This window comes from Bradyrhizobium sp. SPXBL-04 (genome assembly GCF_051853035.1).
In the GTDB taxonomy this organism is placed as follows: Bacteria; Pseudomonadota; Alphaproteobacteria; order Rhizobiales; family Xanthobacteraceae; genus Bradyrhizobium; species Bradyrhizobium zhanjiangense.
This window is the reverse complement of the sequence record NZ_CP182472.1, coordinates 7,046,536-7,071,885: the sequence shown is the minus strand read 5'-3', so window position 1 is coordinate 7,071,885 and position 25,350 is coordinate 7,046,536. Positions and strand designations below refer to the sequence as shown.

At 64.9% G+C, this 25,350-nt stretch carries 21 protein-coding genes and 1 pseudogene; 18 read left to right on the top strand and 4 right to left on the bottom strand.

Annotation, left to right across the window (positions count from 1 at the left end; all coding sequences use genetic code 11):
* Positions 1-3 precede the first annotated feature (3 nt).
* Positions 4-453: a cupin domain-containing protein gene (locus tag ACNJX8_RS33780; RefSeq protein WP_128935949.1), complete on the bottom strand. Its 450-nt coding sequence runs from the start codon at positions 451-453 to the stop codon at positions 4-6.
* Between the two features lie 138 nt (positions 454-591).
* Here ACNJX8_RS33780 and ACNJX8_RS33775 point away from each other — a divergent pair, with 138 nt between their 5' ends.
* From ACNJX8_RS33775 to ACNJX8_RS33690, 18 genes and pseudogenes are all read left to right on the top strand, one after another.
* Positions 592-1,617, top strand: coding sequence for an ABC transporter substrate-binding protein (locus ACNJX8_RS33775; RefSeq protein WP_439358255.1), 1,026 nt, complete (start codon positions 592-594; stop codon positions 1,615-1,617).
* 29 nt (positions 1,618-1,646) lie between these two features.
* Positions 1,647-2,351 (top strand): NUDIX hydrolase, encoded by a 705-nt coding sequence (locus ACNJX8_RS33770; protein WP_128937700.1) that lies wholly within the window; start codon positions 1,647-1,649, stop codon positions 2,349-2,351.
* A 95-nt stretch (positions 2,352-2,446) separates the two neighbouring features.
* The gene (locus tag ACNJX8_RS33765) at positions 2,447-3,769 is read left to right on the top strand and encodes an ABC transporter substrate-binding protein (protein ID WP_439358254.1); all 1,323 of its coding nucleotides are present in this window, start codon (positions 2,447-2,449) and stop codon (positions 3,767-3,769) included.
* A 15-nt stretch (positions 3,770-3,784) separates the two neighbouring features.
* Positions 3,785-4,552 carry an ABC transporter ATP-binding protein gene (locus tag ACNJX8_RS33760; protein WP_128935945.1) on the top strand — a complete coding sequence of 256 codons (768 nt, stop codon included), beginning with the start codon at positions 3,785-3,787 and terminating at the stop codon, positions 4,550-4,552.
* A gap of 3 nt (positions 4,553-4,555) precedes the next feature.
* Positions 4,556-5,260, top strand: a complete 705-nt coding sequence (locus ACNJX8_RS33755; RefSeq protein ID WP_249757726.1) for an ABC transporter ATP-binding protein — start codon at positions 4,556-4,558, stop codon at positions 5,258-5,260.
* 6 nt (positions 5,261-5,266) lie between these two features.
* Entirely contained in the window at positions 5,267-6,148 is an 882-nt protein-coding gene (locus ACNJX8_RS33750) for a branched-chain amino acid ABC transporter permease (RefSeq protein WP_091878951.1), read from the top strand.
* Positions 6,145-7,153, top strand: a pseudogene (locus tag ACNJX8_RS33745) (branched-chain amino acid ABC transporter permease); the annotation flags it as partial. The gene ACNJX8_RS33750 and the pseudogene ACNJX8_RS33745, both read left to right, overlap by 4 nt.
* Positions 7,125-8,054 (top strand): polyphosphate kinase 2 family protein, encoded by a 930-nt coding sequence (locus ACNJX8_RS33740; RefSeq protein WP_439358253.1) that lies wholly within the window; start codon positions 7,125-7,127, stop codon positions 8,052-8,054. The pseudogene ACNJX8_RS33745 and the gene ACNJX8_RS33740, both read left to right, overlap by 29 nt.
* Positions 8,051-9,088 (top strand): patatin-like phospholipase family protein, encoded by a 1,038-nt coding sequence (locus tag ACNJX8_RS33735; RefSeq protein ID WP_128935941.1) that lies wholly within the window; start codon positions 8,051-8,053, stop codon positions 9,086-9,088. Before ACNJX8_RS33740 ends, ACNJX8_RS33735 begins: the two co-directional genes overlap by 4 nt.
* A 996-nt stretch (positions 9,089-10,084) precedes the next feature.
* Complete coding sequence (locus ACNJX8_RS33730) at positions 10,085-12,418, top strand: mechanosensitive ion channel domain-containing protein (RefSeq protein WP_439358252.1); 2,334 nt, start codon at positions 10,085-10,087, stop codon at positions 12,416-12,418.
* A 520-nt stretch (positions 12,419-12,938) separates the two neighbouring features.
* The gene (locus ACNJX8_RS33725) at positions 12,939-14,591 is read left to right on the top strand and encodes an NAD-dependent malic enzyme (RefSeq protein ID WP_439358251.1); all 1,653 of its coding nucleotides are present in this window, start codon (positions 12,939-12,941) and stop codon (positions 14,589-14,591) included.
* A gap of 238 nt (positions 14,592-14,829) precedes the next feature.
* On the top strand, positions 14,830-15,237 hold the full coding sequence (locus ACNJX8_RS33720) for a BlaI/MecI/CopY family transcriptional regulator (RefSeq protein ID WP_439358250.1): 408 nt from the start codon (positions 14,830-14,832) through the stop codon (positions 15,235-15,237).
* On the top strand, positions 15,218-17,737 hold the full coding sequence (locus tag ACNJX8_RS33715; protein WP_439358249.1) for a M56 family metallopeptidase: 2,520 nt from the start codon (positions 15,218-15,220) through the stop codon (positions 17,735-17,737). Before ACNJX8_RS33720 ends, ACNJX8_RS33715 begins: the two co-directional genes overlap by 20 nt.
* Before the next feature lie 141 nt (positions 17,738-17,878).
* Positions 17,879-19,327 (top strand): DUF1800 domain-containing protein, encoded by a 1,449-nt coding sequence (locus tag ACNJX8_RS33710; protein WP_439358248.1) that lies wholly within the window; start codon positions 17,879-17,881, stop codon positions 19,325-19,327.
* Positions 19,328-19,329: 2 nt separating this feature from the next.
* Positions 19,330-20,580 carry a DUF1501 domain-containing protein gene (locus ACNJX8_RS33705; RefSeq protein ID WP_439358247.1) on the top strand — a complete coding sequence of 417 codons (1,251 nt, stop codon included), beginning with the start codon at positions 19,330-19,332 and terminating at the stop codon, positions 20,578-20,580.
* Positions 20,581-20,586: 6 nt separating this feature from the next.
* Complete coding sequence (locus ACNJX8_RS33700; protein ID WP_439358246.1) at positions 20,587-20,751, top strand: hypothetical protein; 165 nt, start codon at positions 20,587-20,589, stop codon at positions 20,749-20,751.
* A gap of 152 nt (positions 20,752-20,903) precedes the next feature.
* Positions 20,904-21,422, top strand: a complete 519-nt coding sequence (locus tag ACNJX8_RS33695) for a septal ring lytic transglycosylase RlpA family protein (RefSeq protein WP_439358245.1) — start codon at positions 20,904-20,906, stop codon at positions 21,420-21,422.
* A 91-nt stretch (positions 21,423-21,513) separates the two neighbouring features.
* A complete protein-coding gene (locus ACNJX8_RS33690) occupies positions 21,514-21,669 on the top strand; it encodes a hypothetical protein (protein ID WP_164934324.1) in 156 nt (51 codons plus the stop codon).
* A 68-nt stretch (positions 21,670-21,737) separates the two neighbouring features.
* Here ACNJX8_RS33690 and ACNJX8_RS33685 read toward each other — a convergent pair whose 3' ends face one another.
* The 3 genes from ACNJX8_RS33685 to ACNJX8_RS33675 form a co-directional block, all read right to left on the bottom strand.
* A complete protein-coding gene (locus tag ACNJX8_RS33685; RefSeq protein WP_128935936.1) occupies positions 21,738-22,043 on the bottom strand; it encodes a hypothetical protein in 306 nt (101 codons plus the stop codon).
* A gap of 84 nt (positions 22,044-22,127) precedes the next feature.
* Positions 22,128-22,400: a hypothetical protein gene (locus ACNJX8_RS33680; RefSeq protein ID WP_128937565.1), complete on the bottom strand. Its 273-nt coding sequence runs from the start codon at positions 22,398-22,400 to the stop codon at positions 22,128-22,130.
* Positions 22,401-22,535: 135 nt separating this feature from the next.
* Entirely contained in the window at positions 22,536-25,223 is a 2,688-nt protein-coding gene (locus ACNJX8_RS33675) for a flavin-containing monooxygenase (RefSeq protein ID WP_439358244.1), read from the bottom strand.
* Positions 25,224-25,350: the final 127 nt, after the last annotated feature.

Genomic DNA, 25,350 nt, shown 5'->3' with positions numbered 1-25,350 from the left:
TCATCAATCCAGCAGCTTGGTGTCGTCGGGCGCCTGCGGCGGCGTCTTGATCGCGATCGCCTTGACCTGGCCACTGATCGGCTTGGTGCCGCCATGCGGCGTCCCCTTCGGGATGATCACGAGGTCACCGGGCTTCACCGTCACCTCCTTGTCGCCGAGCCAGATCGTCCCCGTGCCGTCCAGGATGTACTGGATCTCATTGGTGTTGGGATGCAGATGCTTGGGGACGTTGCCGACCTGGATCGAGATGGTGGCACCGTCCGCGCTCGCGAACATCTTGGAACGGTAGCCGACGGCGTTGGCGGACCCGAGCGCGTCGCCTTCCATCTCGCCGGTATGGATGATCTGCGCGGTGATGTTTTCAGCGGCGAGCGCCGGCCGGAGCAGATGGGTGGCGCCGCATCCGGCGGCAAAGGCGGCGGCGATCGACAGCCCGGCAGCAAGGCGATTCATGGATGATCCTCCCCATCAGGAATTGTTCTTGTTTAGGCATGCTATTGCGCCGAAAGGCCGATGGCCAGCCCACATAGGCGGTGCTTCTCAAGCCAGCCCCGCTGCTCTATGGTGCCGCCGGCCGAACGGAGGAAACCAATGAAGAACACGATTGCCAGGCTCGCCGGCGCACTGCTCGCGCTGACGCTCACCACCTCGCTTGCCGCGGCGCAAAGCAAGGTCACCATCGCGGTCGGCGGCGGCTCTTGCCTGTGCTATCTCCCCACCGTGCTGGCCAAGCAGCTCGGCGAGTACGAGAAGGCCGGCGTCAATGTCGAGCTGGTCGACCTCAAGGGCGGCTCTGACGCGCTGAAGGCCGTGCTCGGCGGCAGTGCCGACGTCGTTTCCGGCTATTTCGATCATTGCGTCAATCTCGCTGCCAAGAAGCAGGAGCTTCAGGCCTTCGTGGTCTATGACCGCTATCCCGGCCTCGTGCTGGTGGTCGCGCCTTCTCGGACCAACGACATCAAGTCGGTGAAGGACCTTGCCGGCAAGAAGGTCGGCGTGAGTGCCCCCGGCTCCTCCACCGACTTCTTCCTCAAATATATGCTCAAGAAGAACGGGCTCGATCCCACCAGTGCCGCCGTGATCGGCGTCGGCCTCGGCGCCACCGCGGTCGCCGCCATGGAGCAGGGCCAGATCGACGCGGCCGTGATGCTCGATCCTTCTGTCACCGTGCTGCAGGGCAGCCACAAGGATCTGCGCATCCTTTCGGACACCCGCACCCAGAAGGACACGCTCGAGACGTTCGGCGGCGAATATCCGGGCGGCGCGCTGTACTCGACGGCGGCCTGGGTCAACGGTCACGCGAAGGAAACGCAGGCGCTCACCAATGCGATCCTGGCGACGCTGACCTGGATCCACTCGCACTCGCCCGAGGAGATCATGGCGAAGATGCCGGAGGAGGCGGTCGGCAAGAATAGGGACCTCTATCTCGCTGCGCTGAAGAACACGATCCCGATGTTCTCCGAAACCGGCAAGATGGACCCGAAGGGCGCCGACGCCGTGCTTGCGGTGTTCAGCGTCGGTTCGCCCGAAGTGGCGAACGCCAAGATCGACGTCAGCAAGACCTTCACCAACAAATTCGTCGATCAGGCCAAGAAGACGACGGGGAATGCCAAATAGCTGACGCGAAGGCGAAGTAGTCAGGCGTCATGACGTCACCGGTCATTCATCGCGTTGCGACGCTTGATCTTGCGGTGCGGCCGATCGTGTGGCCGTTCGCGGAGGAGCGCCGCGCCGAGATTGCGGCGCATTTCGCCGAGATGCAGCGCGAGCGGCCGAAGATCTGGAACGGTCGCGTCCTGCTCGGGCGCGATGCCGTGTTCACGGACGGCCATCTCGCCGCGACCTATTTCGAGACCGATTTCGCCAGCTTTCTCGCCTGGCGCGACTGGGGCTTTCCTGATCCGGCCGTGTTCAACGGCTTTGGCATGGGCGCGCTGCGTACCTCCGACGGCGCCTTCGTGATGGGCGAAATGGCGCAGCACACCGCCAATGCCGGCCGGGTCTATTTCCCGTCGGGAACGCCCGACCTCGACGACATCAGGGCTGGTGCCCTCGACATCCCCGGCAGCGTCGTCCGCGAGATCGCGGAGGAGACCGGCCTCACCGTGGCCGACTATGCCGCGGAGGCAGATTGGCACTGCGTGGTCTCGGGCCGTGCGATTGCGATGATTCAGGTCCTCAACCTGGATATGCCGGGCGAGGTGGCCCGCTCCCGGATCGAAGCCAATCTGGCGCGCGAGGTCGAGCCCGAACTGTCGGCCATTCATCTCGTGCGCGGGATGGATGATCTCACGCCGACCATGCCGCGATTTGTCACGGCCTTTATTGCGCAGCAGTTCGCCTCTCGCTGACGCGCGAGGCTTGACATCGCTTCGCTCACCCCATGTGATGGGCGAAAAAGCAAGATCAACAAGAATGCGATGCACAATCGTCCAGGGAGGTTTTGATGCGCCTGCGCATGGCTGCCCGTTTGGTACGTGGGCTATTGGTCGCGATATCAGCGACGGGCTTGGTGGTGTCCGCCCAGGCCCAAGATCAAGCCAAAGAGAAAAAGATCAAGATCGGCGTCGTCTTTGATCTGAGCGGACCTCTCGCGGGCGGCGGGTCCGAGCTGAACTATGTCGGCGCAAAGATCATCCTCGATCATTTCGCCAAGACCGGTGTCGAGGGTTACAAGATCGAGGCCGTCTACGCCGACGCGCAAAGCAAGCCTGACATCGCCATCAACGAATCCGTCCGCCTGCTCGAGCAGGAGAAGGTCGACATGGTGCTCGGCTTCTTCTCCTCGGCGCAATGCGTGCCGGTCGCGGCCCGTGTCGAGCAGCTCAAGAAATTCATGTGGATCACGACCTGCATCTCGTCGGCCGTGTTCAACGAGAAGGGTTACAAATACGTGTTCCGCCCGCAAGCGAGCGGCGACCAGTTCGGCATGATGACGATGGATTTCATCGCGCAGAACGCCAAGGAGAAGTTCGGCAAGGAGCCGAAGGACCTGCGCGTCGCCATCATCCACGAGGACGGCGCCTATGGCGTCGACGTCTCCAAGGGCAATGAGGCCGGTGCGAAGAAGGCCGGCTTCAATGTCGTGCTGAAGGAAGGTTATTCGGCGACCGCGCCTGATCTCTCCGCGCTGGTGACCAAGCTGAAGCGCGCCAAGCCCGACGTCATCTTCCACACCGGCTACAACCCCGACATCACGCTGTTGCTGCGCCAGGCCCGCGAGCAGGGATTGAAGTTCGGTGCGCTGATGGGACATGGCGCCGGCTACGGCGTCTACGAGAAGCTGAAGGAAGGCATGGGCGCAGACGCCGCCTACATCTTCAACGCCGACCCGATCTCGATCTGGCTCGCCAACCAGAAGACCATGGATCCGAAGCTGCCGCCCGTGATCAAGATGGTCGGCGAGGAGTTCGACAGGATCAAGCCCGGAGTCGCGATCCGCTCGGCCCATGTCGGCATCGGCGCGTCCAACACGTATGTATTCATGAGCGACGTGCTGCCGCGCGCGATCAAGAAGTATGGCGGCGTCGACCCCGACGCGCTGCGCAAGGCGGCGCTCGACACCGACATTCCCGAGGGCGGCACCATGCTCGGCTTCGGCGTGAAGTTCTACGGTGAGGGCACGCCGATGGCCGGGCAGAACGAACGCTCCTTTCCCGTCGTGATCCAGTACATCGACGACAAGTCCTCTGTGGTGTGGCCCAAGAGCCAGGCGCAGCGCGAGGCGGTGCTGCCGCTGCCGAAAGGCACCACCTACAGCAACCAGTAGCGGCGGAGTGCTTCGGTGTTGGAAGTCAGCGGGCTGGTGAAGCGGTTTGGCGGCTTCACGGCCGTCAACAACGTCTCGTTCAGGGTCGACCAGGGCGAGATCCTCGGCCTGATCGGACCCAACGGTTCCGGCAAGAGCACGATCTTCAACATGCTCTCCGGCACGCTGGTGCCGAGCTCCGGATCGATCCTGTTCGCCGGGCATGAGATCGCAGGCCTTGCACCGCACCGGATCATCAACCGCGGCATCGGTCGCACCTTCCAGATTCCGCGGCCCTTCCGCCGCCTGACCATCTTCGAGAATGTCGCGCTGGCCGGCTTCTACGGCCAGGGACGCCACAGTCGCGTCAAGGCCGAGGAAGCGGCCGAGCGGTCGCTGGCGATGGTCGGCCTGCCGACCGATCGCCATGCCAGTGTCGATGGCCTCGGCGCTGCCGGCTTGAAGAAGCTCGAGCTTGCGAAGGCGCTCGCCACCGCGCCGAAGCTGTTGCTCGCCGACGAAAGCCTCGGCGGCCTCGACGAGGCCGAGATGGATCAGGCCGCCGACATGCTGCGCAACATCCGCGACGAGCTCGGTATCACCATCATCTGGGTCGAGCACATCATGGGCGTGCTGATGCGCGTCGTCGACCGCGTGATGGTGCTCGATCACGGCGAGAAGATATCGGAGGGACTGCCCAGCGCGGTTGCCGGAGACCCGCGGGTGATCGAGGTCTATCTCGGCACCGATGCCGAGACCACGCAGGCCGCGGCCGCAGAGGCGCGCCGCCGCGCGGGAGGTTAGCCGATGCTGGAACTCCGCGGCGTCAATGCCGGCTATGGCACGTTCCAGGCGCTGTTCGATGTCAATCTCGACGTCAAGGCCGGCGAGGCCGTCGGCGTCATCGGGCCCAACGGCGCCGGCAAGACCACCTTGATGCGCATCATCTCCGGGCTGATCCGGCCGTCGCGCGGCTCGATCAAAATGGAGGGCATCGACGTCGTGGCGACGCCGGCGCACAAGATCGTCAGCCTCGGCATTGCGCATGTGCCGGAGAACCGGCGACTGTTTCCGCGGCTTTCGGTCGACGATAATCTCAAGATGGGCGCCTTCATGAAGGAGGCGCGCGCCCACTATGCCGAGCGGCTCGACGTCGTGTTCGATCTGTTTCCGCGCCTGAAGGAGCGACGCCACCAGATGGCCGGCACCATGTCGGGCGGCGAGCAGCAGATGTGCGCGATCGGCCGCGCGATGATGTCCAATCCGAAACTCCTGCTGCTCGACGAGCCGTCGGCCGGCCTCGCGCCGGTCGTGGTGCAGCAGGTGTTCGAGCTGGTGAAGCGGATCCGCGCCAGCGGCCTGACCGTGCTGATCGTCGAGCAGAACGTGCAGCAGGTGCTGAAAGTGGTCGATCGCGCCTATCTGATCGAGGCGGGCACGATCCGCGCATCCGGCACCTCGGCCGAGATGCTGGCGAGCGACACGGTCAAGGAAGCGTATCTCGGGGTGTGAGGGGGCATGCAGGCATTTCTGGACGTCTTCGACATTTATCTGCTGGAGGCCGTGATCAACGGCATCCTGCTCGGCGGTGTGCTGGCGCTGCTCGCGCTCGGTCTCAACCTGATCTTCGGCGTCATTGACGTGACCTGGATCTGCTATGCCGAGCTCGTGATGATCGGCATGTACGCCATGTACTTCATGGTGCAGTATTACGGGGTCAGCTATTTCATCGCCGCTCCCTTTACCGTCCTGCTGGTCGCGCTCCTCGGGGCGGCGCTGCACTACCTCGTGATCGCGCCGCTGCTCACGGCACCGCCGATCAATCAGTTGCTCGCGACCGGCGGCGTGCTGTTCGTGCTGCAGAGCTTTGCCACCGTCGCCTTCGGCATCGACTTCCGCAACCTCGGCATCCGCCTGCCGGTGCTTGCCTTCGGCGACATGAATTTCAGCTACGCACGGCTGCTGTCCTTCGTGGCGGCACTGGTCGGCATGGTCGCGGTCTATCTGTTCATGACGCGAACCTTCACCGGCACCGCGATCCGCGCCATCTCGCAGGACCGGCAGATCATGGCGCTGATGGGCGTCGACGCCAAGCGGATCTATCTCATCACCTCGGCGCTCGGTGGTGCGCTGGCCGGGCTCGCGGCCTGCCTCCTGGTGCTGCAATATGACGTGCATCCCTTCGTCGGCCTCTCCTTCGGACCGATCACCTTCCTGATCTGCGTGCTCGGGGGCTTAGGCAATTTCATCGGCGGCTTCATTGCCTCCTTCTTGTTCGCCGAGATCATCTCGCTCGGCGGCCTGTTCTCTGATCTCGAATGGGGCTATGTGCTCGCCTTCGCCTTCTTCATCGTCATGATGTTCATCCGGCCCGCAGGGCTCCTGGCGAGGCGCCGATGATGGGGCAGGGGCGGATTGCAGCCTGGGGGGTAGGGCTGGCGGCGCTGGTCGCGCTGCCTTTCGTCTATCGCGATCCTTATCATCTGCACATCCTGGTGCTGATCCTGATCTGGTCGTTCGCCTACACATCCTGGTCGATGATGGGGCGGTTCGGCCTGGTCTCGCTCGGACACGGCGGCTTCATGGGGATCGGCGCCTATGTCACCGCGCTCTTGTGGAATCACCTCGGCCTCTCGCCATGGATCGGCATTCCCGTCAGCATGATCGCGGCCGGGGCGCTGGCGCTGATCGTCGGCTATCCGTGCTTTCGTTTCCGCATCACCGGGCACTATTTCGTGCTGGTGACGCTGGCGCTATCAGGCATCGTGCTCCAGGTCATCACCGCGACGCGCGACTATACCGGCGGCTCGCTCGGCTACACGCCGAACCGTGCGTCCGGCAACAAGCTGCTGGCGCTGCAATTCGACGACAAGACCACCTGGTATCTGATCGCACTTGCGATTTGGCTGTTCGGCATCGTGGTCTGGCACTGGGTCGACCGCAGCATGGCTCGCCATGCGCTCGAGGCGATCTCGGAGGACGAGGACGCCGCGGCTGCGGCCGGTGTCGACGTCACCGCGGAGAAGCTGAAGATCACGCTGCTCAGCGCGCTGATGACGGCGCTCGCCGGCGCGATCTACTGCCAGTACCAGATGTTCATCACGCCCGACACCGTCAGCGGCATCGCGGTGTCGCTGCAGATGGTGTTCGCGGCCATCGTCGGCGGCCTGTTCGTCTCGCTCGGCCCGACCGTCGGCGCCATCATCACCATCCTGCTTGCGGAGAGCTTGCGCATCGGCTTCGGCACCAAGGCGGTCGGCTGGGACAATCTCGTCTATGGCGTGCTGCTCGTGCTTTTCATCATATTTCTTCCCAAGGGCATTCTTGGTAGCGTGCTCGACCGACTGAAGCCGCAACGCAAGGTGTCCCCGAACTCATGAGCAAGAAGCCGTCCAAATCGATCGCCGACCAGCTCGACCGTTACATCACGCCGTTTCGTTACGACGGATCCGGCAAGTTTCACCTCAAGGACCACAAGACCGACGAGAAGGGCGATCTCGACAAGGAGAAGGCGCAGGAGATCCTCGATGCCAACAAGAAGCGGCTGATCGCGTTTCAGGAGAAGCTCTACGCCCAGGACCGCTGGTCGCTCCTGATCGTATTCCAGGCTATGGACGCCGGCGGCAAGGACAGTGCGATCAAGGCGATCTTCGAGGGCATCAATCCGCAGGGCTGCGAGGTCCGTGCCTTCAAGGCGCCGAACAGCAAGGAGCTCGACCACGACTTCCTCTGGCGCCACGTGGTCGCGTTGCCGGAGCGCGGCCATATCGGCATCTTCAACCGCTCCCATTACGAGGAATGCCTGGTGACGCGGGTGCATCCGGAGATCCTCGCCAAGGAGAAGCTGCCGGCAAAGCTCGTCACCAAGAGCATCTGGAAAGAGCGGTTTGAGGACATCTCCGCCTTCGAGCGCTATCTCGGCCGCAACGGCACCGTGGTGCTGAAGTTCTTCCTCAACGTCTCCAGGGAGGAGCAGCGCCTGCGCTTCCTCGACCGGCTGGAAGAGCCGGCCAAGCAGTGGAAGTTCTCGATGGATGACATCAAGGAGCGCGCGCTGTGGCCGCGCTACCAGGCGGTCTATCAGGACATCGTCCGCCACACGTCGACACCTCATGCGCCGTGGTACGTCGTGCCCGCCGACCACAAATGGTTCGCGCGCGTCGTGATCGGCTCCGTGATCAATGCAGCGCTCGAAAAGCTGGACCTGCGCTTTCCGCGTGCCGACAGGGCCTCGCTGCAGGAGTTCGAGCAAGTGCGCATGGCGCTGGAGAAAGAGGGGACGGGAGGCAAGAAGCGGGCAAAGTGACAGCCAACGGGACCGCGAACCGCAAGAACGTCAACTTCGCGCTGCAGGGCGGCGGCGCGCACGGCGCCTTCGTCTGGGGCGTGCTCGACCAGGTGCTCGAGGATGGCCGGCTCGCGATCGAGGCGATCAGCGCCACCAGTGCCGGCGCGATGAATGCGGTGGCGATGGCCTCCGGCATGGCGAACGGAGGTGCGGAGGCGGCGCGGCAGAGCCTGCACGCATTCTGGTACGAGGTGTCGCGCATGGACTTGGCGTACGATTTGCTCTCGCCGCTGAACCAGTGGATCCAGGCCCTGAAGCTGCCGCCGGAATATCACCCGGTCCACGCCTTCATCCACACGCTGACGCACACGCTGCCGCCGAACCTGCTCAATCCCTTCAACTTCAATCCGCTCCGCGCGCTGCTGCAGCGCGTGATCGATTTCGACCGGCTCAACTCCTCGCCCGAGGCGCCAGAGCTGTTTCTCAACGCCACCAACGTCCGCACCGGCAAGATCAAGGTGTTCCAGAGCCCGTTTCTCAGCGCGGAAACCGTGCTCGCCTCGGCCTGCCTGCCGCCCTATTTTCAGGCTGTCGAGATCGACGGCGAGCATTATTGGGATGGCGGCTATCTCGGCAATCCCGCGATCTTTCCGCTGATCTACCGCAAGGGCAGTCACGACGTCATCATCGTGCAGGTCACGGCGATCCGGCGCGATGAGCTGCCGACCAGCGCGGCCGATGTCCTCCACCGCATCAACGAGATCAGCTTCAATTCGTCCTTGATGCGCGAGATGCGCGCGATCGCCTTCGCCACGCGGCTGATCGACGACGGCGAGCTCGACAGCGACAGGCACAGCCGCATGTACATGCACTGGATCGGCAACGATCAGCTGATGTCGCAGCTCGGTACGGCCACGCAATTCCATCCCGAATGGAGCCTGTTGTGTCGCCTGCGCGACGAGGGCCGCGAGGCGGCGCGAAGCTGGCTGGCGCGAAACTTCGACCGGGTCGGAAAGTCCTCGACGGTCGACCTGACAGACATGTTTCTCTAGGCGGCGCGAGCCGGCCATGGACAATAATTGCGAAAACAACCCCATGCACAGTAGCCGGGGATAGCGGAATCAATGGCTTGCCGGCCACGTCCTGCTTATGCGGATTTTACGAAATTGGTTTGACGCGTCGGGCAAAACAGGCGCATAATGTCACCATGCCCCGTCCAGGGAACTCGCGCGTTCAAATGTGATCCTTCAGGTCATCGATCCTGCTTGACAGTTTTGTGTCTCGGGAGGAGCATCGCAAAGGTCGCAAACAAGCGACGCGCAACGTCCACCTCATGAGCAAGGGGAGGTCTATGACACCACCTCCGCAAATCCAGCCGCTAAGTGCGATGGAGCTCGTTCGGACTATCGCATAGCGGCGAAAACCGCGAACGGCACGCCGGGTCAAGGTTTAGCGGGCTACATCAGTGAGGCAAAGCCCCTACCTTCCCGGCGCTGTAATTTGCATCACGTCGATCATTGGCTGGCGATGCCGAGGCCGTCACGACGAACGCATTAAAGTTCTGCTTTGTCCCTCCTCCCTCCTTGCCGTCATTCCGGGCCGACGCCCGGAATGACGCTGGGCTATCGCTCGTGGCACTTGAGGCGGCCTGCGCGCGCGCCTCGTCCTTCGAGACGCTTGCTCCGCAAGCTCCTCAGGATGAGGCTAAGCGGCAGCGGTGCTCGTTGAAACTGTCGCCGCGCATTCAGTCCTCATCCTGAGGTGGCCGCATAAAGCAGGCGTCTCGAAGGATGGCCACAGCAAAACCGCCCTCAAAAGCAACTGCTCTGCGGAACGGCGGGAGCGCGCTCAGCGTTCTTAAGCCGTCTCGCTGTGCTGAGCCTATGCCGTCTCCAATCCTGCATGGCCAAATGCCAAGAGAATGTCGCCTCAAAGGCCAACTTCCGACACAGGCCCGAGGCGAATAACGGTCATCCGACATGACGCATGTGCTTCGGTGGTGACGGTCCCGGCACCGCCAGCGCATTCATTTTTTTCAGGGAATCCGCGTGTCGCATAAGCTTGCCCCGGCGCTCCTCGCCGCTCTCTTCCTCGCGATCTCATCTCTCTGCGGCGCCCGCGCCGAGACGCCGGCCGCGAGCAGCGCGGCCGCGCTGTCGCCTGACGAGGCCAAGCGTGCGCTGGAGACGCTGCAGGACGACAAGAAGCGTGCGCAGATGATCGATACGCTGCGCGTGATCGCGAATGCGTCCGGTCAGCAGCAGCCTGCACCCGCTGCGCCGGAGCAGAAATCGCCGATCCCGCTCTCGGCCGACGGCCTCGGTGCGCAGCTCCTGCTCACGGTGTCGGAGGAGATCGGTGCGATCTCGAGCGAGATCGCCAGCATGGCGCGGACGCTCACGCATTTTCCGACGTTCTATTACTGGATCATGCGGACCGCGAACGATCCCGCCGCCTACAATCTTCTGATCGAGATCGCCTGGAAGCTGGCGCTGGTGCTCGGTTGCGCCCTTTCGGCCGAATGGGTCATGTTCCGCCTGATCCGGCGGCCGGTCGCCTTCTTGGAAGGGCGCGTGCCGCAGACTGCGCGCCTGCCGGCACAGGCCCTGCCGATCGCCGATCCGCCGTCATCGGTAGCCGATGTCACCTCCGCGCCCGAACTGAACAAGCGCCACCACAGTCTGGTAAGGGTCTGGCAGGTCCTGCTACGGCTGCCCTTCGTGCTGGGACGCCTCGTGCTCGAGCTGCTGCCGGTGGTCGTCTTGGTGGGCATCGCCACGGCGCTGCTCGGGACCGAGATCGGCGAGCCCACGACCGTTCGCCTCGTGATCCTCGCTGTCATCAACGCCTATGCGTTCTCCCGCGGACTCATCTGCGTGATCCGGGCGCTGGCGGGACCGTTCGGCCTGTTTCCGGTTCGGGCCGAGACCGCAGCCTATATCGAGATCTGGGCGCGCCGCATCGTCGGCGTCGGTGTATCCGGCATCGCCTTCGCCAATGTGGCGCTGCTGCTCGGCCTGCATCGCGCCGGTTACGCTGCGCTGCTGCGCATGGTGATGCTGATCGTGCACCTCTTCATCGTCGTCATCATCTTGCAATGCCGCCGCCAGGTCGCCGAAGCCATCCGCGCGCCGGCCGATCGGCAGGGCATCGCGGCTCGTCTGCGCAACCGCATCGCCGGCGGCTGGCACTATCTTGCCATCGCGCTCGATCTCGCGCTGTGGGCCGTGTGGGCGCTCAACATCCGCAACGGCTATTCGCTGCTCTTGCAGTATTTCGTCGGGACGGTCGTGGTGGTGCTGATCACGCGCGTCGCCATCATGCTGACGCTGAGCCTGATCGACCGTGGCTTCCGTATCAAGCCGGAGATCCTCCAGCGCTTTCCCGGTCTCGAGATCCGCGCCAACCGCTATCTGCCGCTGCTGCGCAAGATCGTATCTGGCGTGATCGCCTTCATCGGCTTCGTGGCGGTGCTAGAAGTCTGGGGCGTGGACGCGATCGTCTGGTTCTATGGCGGCCAGATTGGCAGCCGGCTGATCTCGGCCTTGGTGACGATCGGGCTCGCCGTGTTCATCGCGGCCGCGATCTGGGAAGCCAGCAACGCGCTGCTGGACCGCCAGATCAATGCGCTGTCCCGGGACGGCCATTATGCCCGCGCCGCTCGCTTACGCACCTTCCAACCGATGCTGCGGACGGCGCTGCTCTGCCTGATCGCCACCGTCGTCGGCCTTACCGCGCTGAGCGAGATCGGCGTCAATGTCGCCCCGCTGCTCGCGGGCGCCGGCATCGTCGGCATTGCCATCGGCTTCGGTTCGCAGAAGCTGGTGCAGGACCTCATCACGGGTCTGTTCCTGCTCCTGGAGAACACGGTGCAGGTCGGCGACAATGTCAGCGTCTCAGGGTTGTCAGGCGTGGTGGAGAACGTCTCGATCCGCACCATCCGCCTGCGCGCCGGCGATGGCGCCGTGCACATCGTGCCGTTCAGCGCGGTCACGACCATCACCAATGCCAGCCGCGGCGCCGGCAACGCCTCCGTCAGCGTCAACGTCGCCTACAAGGAAGACACCGACCGCGCCGGGCAGATCCTCAAGGACATCGTGGAGGAGATGCGCCGCGAACCGGAATTCCGTGCATTGATCCGCGGTGACCTCGAGCTCTGGGGTATCGACAAGGTCGATGGCGCAATGGTGTCGATCGTCGGCCAGATCCGCTGCACCGAGGCCGGCCGCTGGCCGGTCCAGCGCGAATTCAACCGTCGCATGAAACTGCGCTTCCAGGAGAGCGGCATCGAGGTCGCCTCCGCCACCCAGACCATCTTGATGCAGATCGCGCCACCGGCCGACGGCGCCGCCAATCTGACGCCAAGGCGGGCGGCCGGATAGCGGCTCGATATCGCGCTGGGGCAGGAGATTCCGCCAGGGGATCAGCAAACGCCGGCAGCGCTCATGGCCTTCCAGAAGGCCGAGACCGAGAAATGGTGACCGATCGTGAAGGCCGCCAACATCAAGCCTAAATAGTGCTGCCGCCTCATAACACTTCCTAATCCCAACAGCGTGTGAGGTTTTCTCGTCATTCCGGGGGGCGACGAGGTCGCGAGCTATGGTGCGAAATTGCGCACCTGAGAATCCATCGGGCCGCAGAGACGGCCGCGCCATGGATTCCGGGCTCGCGCTGACGCGCGCCCCGGAATGACGAGAGGAGAGAGCAGGCTCTCAATCCTCATCATGAGGAGCAAGAGCTTTGCGGCGTTAACCTTTGCGTCGCGCGCGACCTGCGATCTCGGGCGACAATCTCGCTGCGGTGCGAGATCACAATCGATGCCTCAGTCCCAACGTCCTTGATCTCCGGGGAGCGCTGGCCGACAATGACCGCGGTTCAATAAGAAACTCCTTGGGGGAATTCGTGAATAGACCTGCCCGTGTCGCTGCCCAAGCGACATCATCCGATCAATCGCAAGGCATGACGCTGCTGCGCGATCCTCTGCTCAATAAGGGCACCGCCTTCACGGAATCCGAGCGCGAGGCGCTGGGCCTGCGCGGCCTGCTGCCGCCCTGCGTGCTGACGATGGAGACGCAAGCCCAGCGCGTGCTCACCAATCTGCGCACGCTGCCGACGGATCTGGAAAAATACGTCGCGCTGAACGCGCTGCATGACCGCAACGAAGCGCTGTTCTTCCGCGTCGTCGTCGACAATATCGATGAGATCCAGCCGATCATCTACACCCCGACCGTCGGGCTCGCCTGCCAGAAATACGGCCTGATCTTCCAGCGGCCGCGCGGCATGTTCATCTCCTCGCGCGATCGCGGCCAGATCGCCGAGATCCTGAAGAACTGGCCTTATCCGGCCAAGCTGATCGTCGTGACCGACGGCGAGCGCATCCTCGGCCTTGGCGATCTCGGCGCCAACGGCATGGGGATTCCGGTCGGCAAGCTCTCGCTCTATTCGGCCTGCGCCGGCGTCCATCCCGAGCTGTGCCTGCCGATCGTGCTCGACGTCGGCACCAACAACGAAGAGCTCTTGAACGATCCCTATTATCTCGGCCTGCGCGAGCGACGGTTGACCGGTGAGGCCTATGACAGCTTCGTCGACGAATTCATGCAGGCCGCGCGCAAGACGTTTCCGGGCGTGCTGATCCAGTTCGAGGATTTCGCCAACCATTCGGCGTTCAAGCTGCTGCACAAATACCGGGATGAGGCCTGCGTCTTCAACGACGACATCCAGGGCACCGCGGCGGTGGCGCTCGCCGGCCTGTTCTCGGCTCTGCGCGTCTCCGGCGGCAAGCTCAGGGATCAGCGCATCCTGTTCCTCGGCGCGGGCGAGGCGGCGACCGGCATCGCCGATCTCGTGGTCTCCGCCATGATGGCGGAGGGGCTAGCGGAGGCCGAAGCGCTCCGGCGCAACTGGCTGGTGGATTCCCGTGGTCTCGTCGTCGGCGGCCGCGATGGCCTGTCCGGCCACAAGCTGCGCTATGCCCATGCCGGCCAGGCGCCGATCGCTGATTTCCTCACTGCGATCAACGCGCTTAAGCCGACGGCGATCATCGGCGTTGCCGCGGTCGGCGGCGCCTTCACACCCGAGGTGCTCAAGGCGATGGCCGAGCTCAACGAGCAGCCGATCGTATTCGCGCTCTCCAATCCGACCTCGAAGGCCGAGTGCTCGGCGGAGGATGCCTATCGCTACACCGAGGGCCGCGCGCTGTTCGCCTGCGGCAGTCCATATGATCCGGTGACGCTCAGCGGCCGCACCTTCGTGCCGCGCCAGGGCAACAATTCCTACATCTTCCCCGGCGTCGGCCTCGGCGTCATCGCGAGCCGCTCGCGCCTCGTCACGGACGAAATGTTCATGGCGGCTGCCCACACGCTCGCCGATTGCGTCGGCAAGGAGGACCTCGCGCAGGGTAGCCTCTATCCGGCGCTGCCGCGCATCCGCGAGGTCTCGGTCCGCATCGCCGCCGCCGTCGCAGACGTCGCCTTTCAGCGCGGCCTCGCCGACGGACCCGCGCCCAACGACGTGAAGACCCTGGTCCAGTCGCAGATGTACGAGCCGCATTATTGAGGCCGCTGCGCGCCTAGAGCGGCGCGGTTATTGCGCTGACGTCTCAACATCGTCATGGCCGGGCTTGTCCCGGCCATCCACGTGTTGCCCCGCAGAACGAAGAACGTGGATGCCCGGGACAAGCCCGGGCATGACGGTCTCGCGATACCATTTCAGGTGGAATCGCCGTTGCGCGGCGCGGCCGCATATGCGACGATCTGTAGCGTTACAAGAAAACTCTATCCGCAAGGTAAGTGCCATGGACGATCGTTTGCCCGAACTGGGGGACCTCGAGCGCGAGGTCATGCAATTGGTTTGGGCCCATGGTCCGCTCACGGCCGAAACCGTGCGTGAGCGTCTGCCGCGGCGTCTGAAGGAATCCACGGTCCGCACGGTGCTGCGCCGGCTGGAAGAAAAGGGCTATGCCAACCACACCGTGGACGGCCGCACTTACGTCTACCACGCCGCCGAACCACGTGCGCGTGTGGCGGCCAAGGCGGTGCAGCGCATCGTCGACTGGTTCTGCAACGGTTCAATTGAAGAAGTTCTCGTCGGCATGGTGGACAACAAGATGCTCGACCAGCAGCAGCTGCGCACGCTGGCCGACCAAGTGGCCAAGGCGAAGAAGGCGAGGGGAGTGAAGAAAGATGATCGCAACTCTGGCTGAGGCGGCGCTGCGCTCCTTCGTGCTGGGAGGCATCGTCTGGTTCGGTCTCACCCTGTTTCGCGTGCGCAATCCGCACGTCCAGATGACGGCGTGGGTCGTCGTGCTGCTGGCGTCGCTGGCGATGCCCTTCGTGATGCATTGGCCGACGCTCACGATCACCCGGCCGCCTGTGCCGATGCCGGCGCCGGACGATTTTCTGCCGGCTGACCTTTCGATGCTGGAGCTGCCGCAGCCGTCGCTGCCGGTCGCATCAGGCGGGGCGATCGTTCCGCCGGCCGGAAGCGGGCTCTCGATCAATTGGTGGCTGGTGGCCACCATCATCTATGCCGGCGTCACCGCTTGCCTGCTGTTGCGGCTGATGATCGGCCTCTGCCTGACCTGGCGCATGGCACGGGCGGCGGCGCCGATGAAGGGTACGCAGCTGATCGCTGCCGATGTCCGCATCAGCCGTGACGTCGGCGGTCCCGTCACCTTCGGCTCGATCATTCTGGTGCCGCCGCAATTCGCCGGCTGGGATGCGAAGAAGCGCCTCGCCGTGCTCGCGCATGAAGGCGCGCATGTCGCCAATCGCGATTTCTACGTCCTGCTGCTGGCCTCGCTCAATCGCGCGGTGTTCTGGTTCAGCCCGTTCTCGTGGTGGCAGCTTGCGCGCCTCGCCGAGCTCGCCGAGATCATCAGCGATGCCCGGGCGATCGAGGTGATCGAAGACCGGCTGTCCTATGCGGAGATCCTGCTCGATTTTGCCAGCACCGTAAGACCGCGCTCGGTCGAGCTCGCGATGGCGCGGGCCTCGACGGTGCGCGCTCGCGTCGAACGCATCATCGCGGCCGCCGCGATGCCGGTGGCGGTCGGCTGGCGCAAGCGATTGTGGATCGCGGCCGCGATCGTCCCCGCCGTGGTCGTGTCCGCTGGCATGATCGCCTATCGCACGCCGGACGTCGCGCCCGTCACCGCCGATCTCGGCGATGTCCCGGCCCAGCATTACCGCCCCTTCGTCAATTTCTATGCCATGGGCCCGGCCTCGGTCTTCGCCATCTTCCGCGCGGGCGACGAACTCTACGGCCAGCTCACCGGGCAGCGCAGATTGCGTCTGACGATCGGCGGTGATGGCACGGCGTCGTACCCGGCTTCATCCGGCGAGATCAGCTTCTCGATCGACGCGGAGCGTCGTTCCTCCGAGCTAATGCTGCGCATGAACGGTCGCGACGTGCGCGCGCTTCGCGTCGCCGAGATGCCGGCATCGGCAACTGGACCCGCGCCGCTCGATCAATATGTCGGCTGGTATAGGGTTGCACCGAACCGCGTTCTCACCGTGCGCCGCGACGGCGATCGGCTTCAGGTGCAGGAAACCGTGCAGGGCCGGGCGGCACTTCTCGCGGAAGGCGCCGATGTCTTCTCGATCCATGGCGACAACCTCCTGATCTTCCTGCGCGACGAACAAGCCAGGGTCTCGCGCGTGCTGGTCCAGAATGCGGTGTTTGGTGCCCGTCTCGCGCCGCGGATCGATGCGGCCGTGGCGCAGGCGATCGAGGCGGACTTCGCACGCCGTGTTGCGGAGGTGCCGGACCGTTTCCGCGAGCAGGTCCCCGTTGCGGGCGGCAAGGAGATGATCCTGCGCGGGATCGAAGATCTGCGCCGGGGCACGCCGAACTATGATCGCATGAGCGCGCCGCTGGCTGCGAAGATCCACCGTCAGCTCAACGAGACGCAGGCGACTTTCGTGGCGCTCGGCGCCCTCGAGTCGATCTTCTTCCGCGGCGTCGGCCCCGGCGGCTACGACATCTATGGCGCGAAATTCGAGAACGGCTCGGCGGAATTCCGCCTGCTGCTCGAGCCCGACGGCAAGGTCGGCGACGTGCTGTTCCGGGCCGACGGCAATGACGAGCTCGGCGGTATCGTCTCCTGCGCGGACGAGGCGAGCGTGCGCGGTCGCGCCGGCACCTCGCCGATCAGGATCATGGTCTATAACGAGATGGGCGATGACATCCAGATCTCCAATCTCGACGCCGACGGCAATCGCAAGACGCAGAGCGTGGTCAGGCCCAATATGTCCTGGGCTTCCACGACCTCCGTGAACAATCCCTGGGTGATTGCCGACAAGTCCGGACGATGCCTGGAGATCTTGGTGCCGGGCCGGCAGACGCGCTTCCACAATGTCGAAGCGATGAGCCTCGGTGCGCGTCCGGGGCGCGCCGCGCGCCGCGCCGTTCCGATTGCCAATGGCGAGGAGATGCTGCGCCGCTACATCGAGGGCGTCGGCAAGGGACAGCCAGACTACGACCGCATGACGTCGGAGGTCGCCGACATCACGCGTCAGCAGCTTCCATTCGATCAGGCGATCCTGGCGCGGCTCGGCGCGCTGCGTGCGGTCTCCTTCCGCGGCGTCACAGCGCTCGACAGCGACATCTATGTCGCCCAGTTCGCCAATGGGTCGGCGGAATGGCGCATCGGCGTCAGGAACGGCACGATCACCAAGATCGCGTTGGGGCCGAATTTCTAGGGACGGCTCCCGATTTCTTGAGTGCGGGGTCTCATTCTCCGCTTGCCCGCTCATATCTCGGAATGCTACGGTTTGTAGCATTACAATTCGTAGCTTCGAGCCGGCCTGCCTCGGCAGGCGCGAAAGAATTGGGCGTGCGCCATGAGCAATTCTGCAAAGGCCGTTTCTGTGCTGGCGCTTCAGCGCTTCGGGATGGGGCCGCGACCGGGATCGATCGCCGCCGTCGGCACCGACCCGCGCGGCGCGTTGATTGCCGAGCTCGAGCGACCGCTGGTGCTGAGCGCCGCGGCTAGCCTTCTCACAAGCGCAAAGGCCTATCGCACCGTCGCCGATGCCAATGCGCGGCGAACCGCGCGCGCCAAGCAGGCGCAGCAGCAGGCCAAGAAGCAGCAGATGGCTGCGACTCCTGTCACGTCCGAAGATCAAGCACAGGGACAGCGGCAGGAGAAGGACGCCGCCGAGATGGCGGCGAAGCAGGCGGCCGACGCCATTCCCGATCCGGGCCGTCCGATCTATTTGCAGGAAGCCAAGCTGCGCACGGAGGCTGCACTTGCCGCCGACATCGGCTTTGCCGAGCGGCTGGTGTGGTTCTGGTCCAACCATTTCTGCGTCTCTGCCAACCGGATCCAGAGCATGTCCGGTGCCTATGAGCGCGAAGCTGTTCGCGCCCATGCGCTCGGCCGTTTCGCCGACCTGCTCCAAGCCGTCGAAGGCCATCCGGCAATGTTGTTCTATCTCGACAATCTGGAATCGATGGGCGCCAACTCGACGGCCGGCATCAACCGCAGCCGCGGCCTCAACGAGAATTTTGCGCGCGAGATCATGGAGCTGCATACGCTCGGCGTGCGCACCGGTTATACCCAGGAGGACGTCATCAGCTTCGCCAACGTGCTGACCGGCTGGACGCTGGTGCCGCCGGGCGCCGACCCCCAGCATGGCGGCGAGTTCACCTTCAATCCGCGGCTGCACGAGCCCGGCGGGCAGACCGTGCTCGGCAAGCGATACGAGCAGGAGGATGTCGAGCAGGGCCGCGCCGTCCTGCGCGATCTCGCCGCGCATCCGGCCACCGCGACCCATGTCGCGACCAAGCTCGCGCGCCACTTCGTCGCCGACGAGCCGCCGCCGGCCCTCGTCGAGCAGATGGCAAAGAGCTTTCACGACACCGAGGGCGATCTCAAGCAGGTCGCTATCACGATGGTGTCGTCGGACGAGGCCTGGGGCGGGCCGTCGAAGCTCAAGCGTCCCGGCGAATGGGTCGTCGGTATGGTGCGTGCAACCGGCATCACGCAGGTCGATCCCGTCCTCTACACCGGTGGCCAGCAGTTGCTCGGCGAGGCGCTGTGGCGTCCGCCGGCGCCAAAAGGCTATCCGGACGACGAGGCGAGTTGGATCGACGGCGTCGGCCGGCGGCTCGACGTCGCCAACAATTTCGCCGAGCGCATCACCGCCATGGCCGATCCGCAAGCCATCATCGAGGACGTCTTCGCATCGCAGATCGCGCCCGAGGTGAAACAGGCGGTCGGGCGCGCCGAGAGCCGGCAGCAGGCGCTGGCGCTCCTGTTCATGTCGGCGGATTTTCAGAGGAGGTGAACATGGGCTTCGTCAATCACCTGCCCACGCGGCGCAAGCTTCTGGTCGGCTGCGGTGCGCTGTTCGCATGGAGCCAGATGCCGCGGATCGCGCGCGCCGAAGGACGCGATCCGCGTCTGCTCGTCATCGTCCTGCGCGGCGCGCTCGATGGCCTCGGTGCCGTCGCGCCGGTCGGCGATCCCGATTGGACCTCCTTGCGCGGCGATCGCGCGCTGGTGCTGGACGGCAAGCCGTCGGCGCTGCCGCTCGATTCCTTCTTCGCGCTCAATCCGGCGATGCCGAACCTGCACCGGCTCTACAGAAGCGGCAAGGCCGCGATCGTCCATGCCGCTGCGACGTCCTATCGCGAGCGTTCGCATTTCGACGGCCAGGACGTGCTGGAGAGCGGATTCACCAGGCCCGGTGCGACCGCTTCGGGATGGCTCAACCGCGCGCTGCTCGCGATGGAGTCCGGTGGCCGCGTCGATCCGCGCGGCAGCCGCGCGCTCGGCATCGGCTCGGTGACGCCGCTGGTGGTGCGCGGCTCAGCGCCTGTCATGACATGGGTGCCGCAGAAACTGCTGCCGGCGAGCGAGGATACGCAGAACCGCCTGCTCGATCTCTATCAGCACACCGATCCGAAGCTCGCGACGGTGCTCCAGGCGCGCATGAAGCTTGCTTCACTCGGCGGCGCGCCTGGCACGGGCGATGCGATGTCGGACGATCCGACGCTGGCGCCTCCAGGCATCGCGCGCGTGCGCGCCTACTTCGCCGAGGCCGCCGGCACCGCCGCGCGCTATCTCGCCAAGCCCGACGGCCCACGTGTCGGCGCCATGGGCTTCGTCGGCTGGGACACACACATTGCCGAAGGCGCGGCCTCGGGTCAGCTCTACAATCTGCTCGGCGCGCTCGACGGCGCCTTCGCGGCGATCGAGAGCAACATGGGCGAGGCGTGGCGGGAGACGGTCGTCGCCGTCGTCACCGAGTTCGGGCGCACAGCCCGGATCAACGGCACGCAGGGGACGGACCACGGCACGGGCACGGTCGCTTTCCTGATCGGTGGCGGACTTGCCGGCGGCCGCGTGATCGCGGACTGGCCGGGGCTGAAGCCGGCGCAGCTGCTCGAGGATCGCGACCTCAAGCCCACCACGGATCTGCGCGCAGTGCTGAAGGGCCTGCTGAGGGATCACCTGCGCGTCGAAGAGAAGGTTCTCGCCGAGACGGTCTTCCCCGGCAGCGCCGACGTCAAGCCGATGGGAGGCCTCGTGGCCTGAAGCGCGATGTGCACGCTGACACAACGAGAGCTCGATTTTCTTGCCAGCCTTAAAACCGGATGGCGGCGGCTCTATCGGCGTGAGCTGATGCGGCTCCTGAAGCGCGACGCCGAACATGGCGAGGTTCAACCGGAGACACGCCCGATCATCTGGCGCGCCCGGTCCGGCTGATCCTCTTGCGAGCCTGTCCCGATTCAGGACAGGCACTGTGGTGGAATCGTCACAGCTGGCGTGAAACGGCCGCGGCCCCAGGCCCGCTTTTGTTCCGACAAGGTTCTGCCCTCATTCCCCACCGAAAATCCGGCCGTTCGGAGGGGCGTACCATGTCTCGCATTGCACGTGCCGAAACTTCCCGGATTTCCCTCGCAACCTCGCGCCGGCTGCTGCTCACCATTGCCGGCGCCGCCTCACTCGCCGCCTGCGCGCAATCGCCGGTCGGCCGCCAGACGGCCGATCTCGCCGCGACCGGTCGGCAGGCCGCGGTGGAGCGCCCGCACAGGGTGGCGGCGCTGCATCCACGGCCGATCAGCCGGTCGCGCGCCTCTGGCGGTGACGCAAAACAGGAAGCTTCGCGTGGCGTTGCCAGCTTCTACTCGGACACGGAGACCGCGAGCGGCGAGAAGTTCGACAAGAACGAATTGACTGCGGCCCATCCCACCCTGCCGTTCGGCACCAAACTGCGCGTCACCGATACCTCCTCGGGCCGTTTCGTCACCGTCAGAGTCAACGATCGCGGGCCCTATGTTCGCGGGCGCGTGGTCGATATCTCCCCTTCCGCGGCCGAGGCGCTCGGCATGGTCGACAAGGGCATCACCAATGTCCGGCTCGACGTCGTGCAATGAGCCTCAAGCCCATCGCAGCGCTTAACCGGCTGTTAGCTGCTCTGTCGCACCATGGCTGTCCAACAATTCGGGGCTTTGGGGGAGGCGGCGCTTGAACACGATCCAGTATCTCGAAGATCAGGCCGCGCGCGCCGAGCGGCTGGCCAAACGGATCACGGATACGCTGACGATCGAAAAGCTTCTGACCTTCGCCGGCGAGCGCCGCCGCGAGATCGAGGTCATCGCCGGCAAGCACCGGCGCGCCTAACTCTGCGAACCACGCGCTAAGCGCATCCGCTCTTGCTTCCCTATCTGCGCAATTGAGACAACGCCCGCTCAGCGGTGGGTCTCGACGAAGTCGCTGAGATAATCGGGCAGCTCGATGCCGTAAATCTCGCAGCGCGCACGAATCTCGCCGGCGACGTCGGTCGAGATGTCCTTCATCCAATGCTCAAGCGTATTGAACGAAATCACCTTGATCGGGTCGTTGAAGCATCCGGCGACAAGCTCGCCGATGGTGGCTTCGAGATCGCTGCGCTCAATGCGGATTTCGGTCGCCTCGTCGCGGCGATCGATCACCACGAAGAGGGTCTCGTCTGCGCCGTAGGGTACGATCGGTGATGATACGTCGGCGTCAAACATCTGAGGCGCTCACGTCTTTGCTTCCGATCCCTGACAACGGGAAAAGCCGGAAGAAGGTTCCTGCTCGCGTGCTTGTGAAGGCCGTCAGAGAAATTCTCTTAAGCGTGATAGCTCGATGACGTGCTCGGGCGAGAGGATTTCGGTGACGAGCGGTGGCTGCGCCACGGTGCGGATCTCGTAGAGGTGCCGGGTTGCCGCCGGCTTCTGCATGAAGGCCGAGATACACTCGTCGAGCGTGCCTTCACTCACTTGATAGGAGTCTCTGTCCGGCCTTCGCTGGTTTGCCAGCGACGGCCATTTATGCAGCACCGCAAGCGCGCCGAAATCGACTTTTGAATCTCCGGCCACGTCCCCCATCATCCTGCCTCACACAAAAAACGACCCCAGCACACGCGTTCGCGTGCCGGGGCCTACACACCTGTCGCTGCATCTCAATGCCACGAACACTCAACGCGGCAGCCGGGAAAAGGTTCCCGGCGGCGTTGTGCCGCTTCAGCTCGCGGCGGCCGCGATTCGGTGCTCCGGGCTGTCATGGCCCTTGCTGCCCTCGTCGCCGCGGCTGACCTCCGGCAGCCCCGCGAAGCGCCGCAAGGCCCCGGCCATCTGCGCCCGGCCTGGCACGCCGGTGATCACCACGTCCACCATCGCAAAGGACGAGTGGAAATGGCCGCGCGCACGGAGCTGCTCGACCGGGACGCCGGCGGCGGCCATCGCCTCGGCGTACGCGACGCCCTCGTCGCGCAACGGATCGAACTCGCAGGTGACGACGAAGGCTGGCGGCAGGCCGGCAACCTTGCCGCGGAGTGGCGAGACGCGCGGGTCGGTGCGGTCCGCCGGCGAGCAGTACAGGTCCCAGAACCAGTACATCAGCGAGCGCGTCAGGAAGTAACCGATCGCATTGTCGTTGTAGGACGGACGATCGAAGGTGCAGTCGGTGACGGGGCAGACCAGGAGCTGGCCGGCGATGTCAGGCCCGCCGCGGTCGCGCGCGAGCTGGCAGGTGACGGCGGCGATGTTGCCGCCGGCGCTCCAGCCTGCGACCAGTACCGGGCCCGGCGTGCCGCCGAGCTCGGCGGCGTGCTCGGCGATCCAGCGCGTCGCCGCATAGCCGTCCTCGGCCGCGGTTGGGAAGCGGTGCTCCGGCGCATGGCGATAGCCGACGCTGACGAAGATCATGCCGGTCCGCCGCACCATGTCGCGGCAGAACGGCTCGTCCGACTGCTCGTCACCGAGCACCCAGCCGCCGCCGTGGAAATAGACCACGATCGGATGCGGTCCTGCTGTTGCGGGCTTGTAGACGCGGTAAGGCAACGCGCCGTCGGTAACTGGCAGGGTGCCGTCGACGATGCCGCCGATCGGCCGCCCCGCAGGCCGGCCCTTGTTGAACTCGTTGACGAAGGCACGTGCGCCGAGCGCGCCCATCGACTCGATCGGCGGCAGGTTCAGCGACACGAGCAGGTTCAGCACCAGCCGCACGTCCGGCTGCAGGCGCACCACTTCGCCGTCATTGCATTGCGCGGCGCTGTTGGGGCCGGTGAGCCTGAAGCCGAGCATGCCGCGGCTGACCACCTCGTCGCAGATGCTGCGATAGGGGCCGACGCCGCCGGTATAGGGCATCAAGCCCTGGACCTTGCCGGGCACGTTGGCGCCCGTGTACCAGGTGTTGGCGAGCCGGTGCAGCGTCAGCATCGAGCAATCGGCCATGTGCCGGCCCCAGGCGGCCTGCGCCGTCTCGGTCGGCTCGATCGTGTTGAAACCGGCATCGCGCAGCGCGGCAAGGCGATCGACGACCCAGTCGACATGCTGCTCGATCGACACCGCCATGTTCGAGAGCACCGACGGGCTGCCGGGGCCGGTGATCATGAAGAAGTTCGGGAAGCCTTCGACCGTGAGGCCGAGATAGGTCTGAGGTCCCTGCGCCCAGACGTCGGAGAGCGACCTGCCGCCCCGCCCGGTGATCGGATGCACGGCACGGATCGCGCCGGTCATGGCGTCGAAGCCGGTCGCGAACACGATGACGTCGAGATCGAAGCTGCGGCCGTTCGTGGAGATGCCGCTCGCGGTGATCGCCTTGATCGGCTCCTGGCGCAGATTGACCAGCGTGACGTTCGGCCGGTTGTAGGTGGCGTAGTAGTTGGTATCGAGGCAGGGACGCTTAGCGCCGAAGGGATGATCGTGCGGCGTCAGCGCCGCAGCGGTTTCGGGGTCGTTGACGGCGGCGCGGATCTTCTCGCGGATCAGGTCCTGAACGATCTTGTTGCCGTCGACATCGACGGCCTGGTCGGCCCAGAGCTGCGTCAGGATGTGGACGAGGTCGCCGGCTGCCCAGGCGCGTTCGAACCGCTCGCGACGCTCGGCATCGCTCAATTGCCAGCTCACGACGGTCTGCTGCGGGTAGGGGACGCCGGCCATCGACTGGCGCGCCTGCTCGCGATAGGCCGCGCGATCGCCTTGCAGCAGGCTCATGCGGTCTGCTGGCGCCGGGCCATTGTGTGCAGGCAGCGCGAAATTCGGCGTGCGCTGGAACACGGTCAGATGCGCGGCCTGCTCGGCGATCAGCGGGATCGACTGGATGGCCGACGAGCCCGTGCCGATCACAGCGACGCGTTTTCCCGCGAGATTGACGCCGTCATGCGGCCAGCGTCCGGTGAAATAGATATCCCCCTTGAAGTCCTTGACGCCGTCGATCTCCGGCGGCTTTGGCGCGGAGAGGCAGCCGGTGGCCATGATGTAGTGGCGGCAGGAGACCGGCGCGCCGTTATCGGTCATGAGCTGCCAGCGCTCCGTCGCCTCGTCCCATTTGGCTTCGGTCACCTTGGTCTTGAAGCGGATGTCGCGCCTGAGGTCATAGCGATCGGCGACGAAGCCGAGATAGCGAAGGATTTCGGGCTGCGTCGCGTATTTCTCCGACCAGGTCCAGGCGGTCTCGAGGTCCGGATCGAAAGTGTAGCTGTAATCGATGGTCTGGATGTCGCAGCGCGCGCCGGGATAGCGGTTCCAGTACCAGGTGCCGCCGACGTCGCCGGCCTCATCGAGGGCGATCGCCTTGAAGCCGGCCTTGCGCAGGCGATGCAGGAGATAGAGCCCGGCAAATCCGGCGCCCACCACGGCGACGTCGACCTGCTGGGCTGTTCCGCCCGCCGCTTGGGACTCACGTGCGGCGACCATTGCGTCAGGCATGGCATTCCTCCCGTGGATTTGTTTTGCCGGCAGGCTATCGCTGCAGGTTCGGCTTGTCATCAGGACAAGTGCAATCTTCGGTAGTCGTTTGCGGCGGCATCGTGGCCGCGGGAAGGTTATGGCGATA

Bases quoted from the DNA above. Each gene is read 5' to 3' on its own strand.
- ACNJX8_RS33710 (WP_439358248.1), top strand. From the start codon at position 17,879: ATGAGCAATTCTGCAAAGGCCGTTTCTGTGCTGGCGCTTCAGCGCTTC.
- ACNJX8_RS33680 (WP_128937565.1), bottom strand. From the start codon at position 22,400: ATGGGGGACGTGGCCGGAGATTCAAAAGTCGATTTCGGCGCGCTTGCG.
- ACNJX8_RS33675 (WP_439358244.1), bottom strand. From the start codon at position 25,223: ATGCCTGACGCAATGGTCGCCGCACGTGAGTCCCAAGCGGCGGGCGGA.
- ACNJX8_RS33705 (WP_439358247.1), top strand. From the start codon at position 19,330: ATGGGCTTCGTCAATCACCTGCCCACGCGGCGCAAGCTTCTGGTCGGC.
- ACNJX8_RS33700 (WP_439358246.1), top strand. From the start codon at position 20,587: ATGTGCACGCTGACACAACGAGAGCTCGATTTTCTTGCCAGCCTTAAA.
- ACNJX8_RS33740 (WP_439358253.1), top strand. From the start codon at position 7,125: ATGAGCAAGAAGCCGTCCAAATCGATCGCCGACCAGCTCGACCGTTAC.
- ACNJX8_RS33765 (WP_439358254.1), top strand. From the start codon at position 2,447: ATGCGCCTGCGCATGGCTGCCCGTTTGGTACGTGGGCTATTGGTCGCG.
- ACNJX8_RS33780 (WP_128935949.1), bottom strand. From the start codon at position 453: ATGAATCGCCTTGCTGCCGGGCTGTCGATCGCCGCCGCCTTTGCCGCC.
- ACNJX8_RS33755 (WP_249757726.1), top strand. From the start codon at position 4,556: ATGCTGGAACTCCGCGGCGTCAATGCCGGCTATGGCACGTTCCAGGCG.
- ACNJX8_RS33685 (WP_128935936.1), bottom strand. From the start codon at position 22,043: ATGTTTGACGCCGACGTATCATCACCGATCGTACCCTACGGCGCAGAC.
- ACNJX8_RS33750 (WP_091878951.1), top strand. From the start codon at position 5,267: ATGCAGGCATTTCTGGACGTCTTCGACATTTATCTGCTGGAGGCCGTG.
- ACNJX8_RS33715 (WP_439358249.1), top strand. From the start codon at position 15,218: ATGATCGCAACTCTGGCTGAGGCGGCGCTGCGCTCCTTCGTGCTGGGA.
- ACNJX8_RS33775 (WP_439358255.1), top strand. From the start codon at position 592: ATGAAGAACACGATTGCCAGGCTCGCCGGCGCACTGCTCGCGCTGACG.
- ACNJX8_RS33695 (WP_439358245.1), top strand. From the start codon at position 20,904: ATGTCTCGCATTGCACGTGCCGAAACTTCCCGGATTTCCCTCGCAACC.
- ACNJX8_RS33770 (WP_128937700.1), top strand. From the start codon at position 1,647: ATGACGTCACCGGTCATTCATCGCGTTGCGACGCTTGATCTTGCGGTG.
- ACNJX8_RS33720 (WP_439358250.1), top strand. From the start codon at position 14,830: ATGGACGATCGTTTGCCCGAACTGGGGGACCTCGAGCGCGAGGTCATG.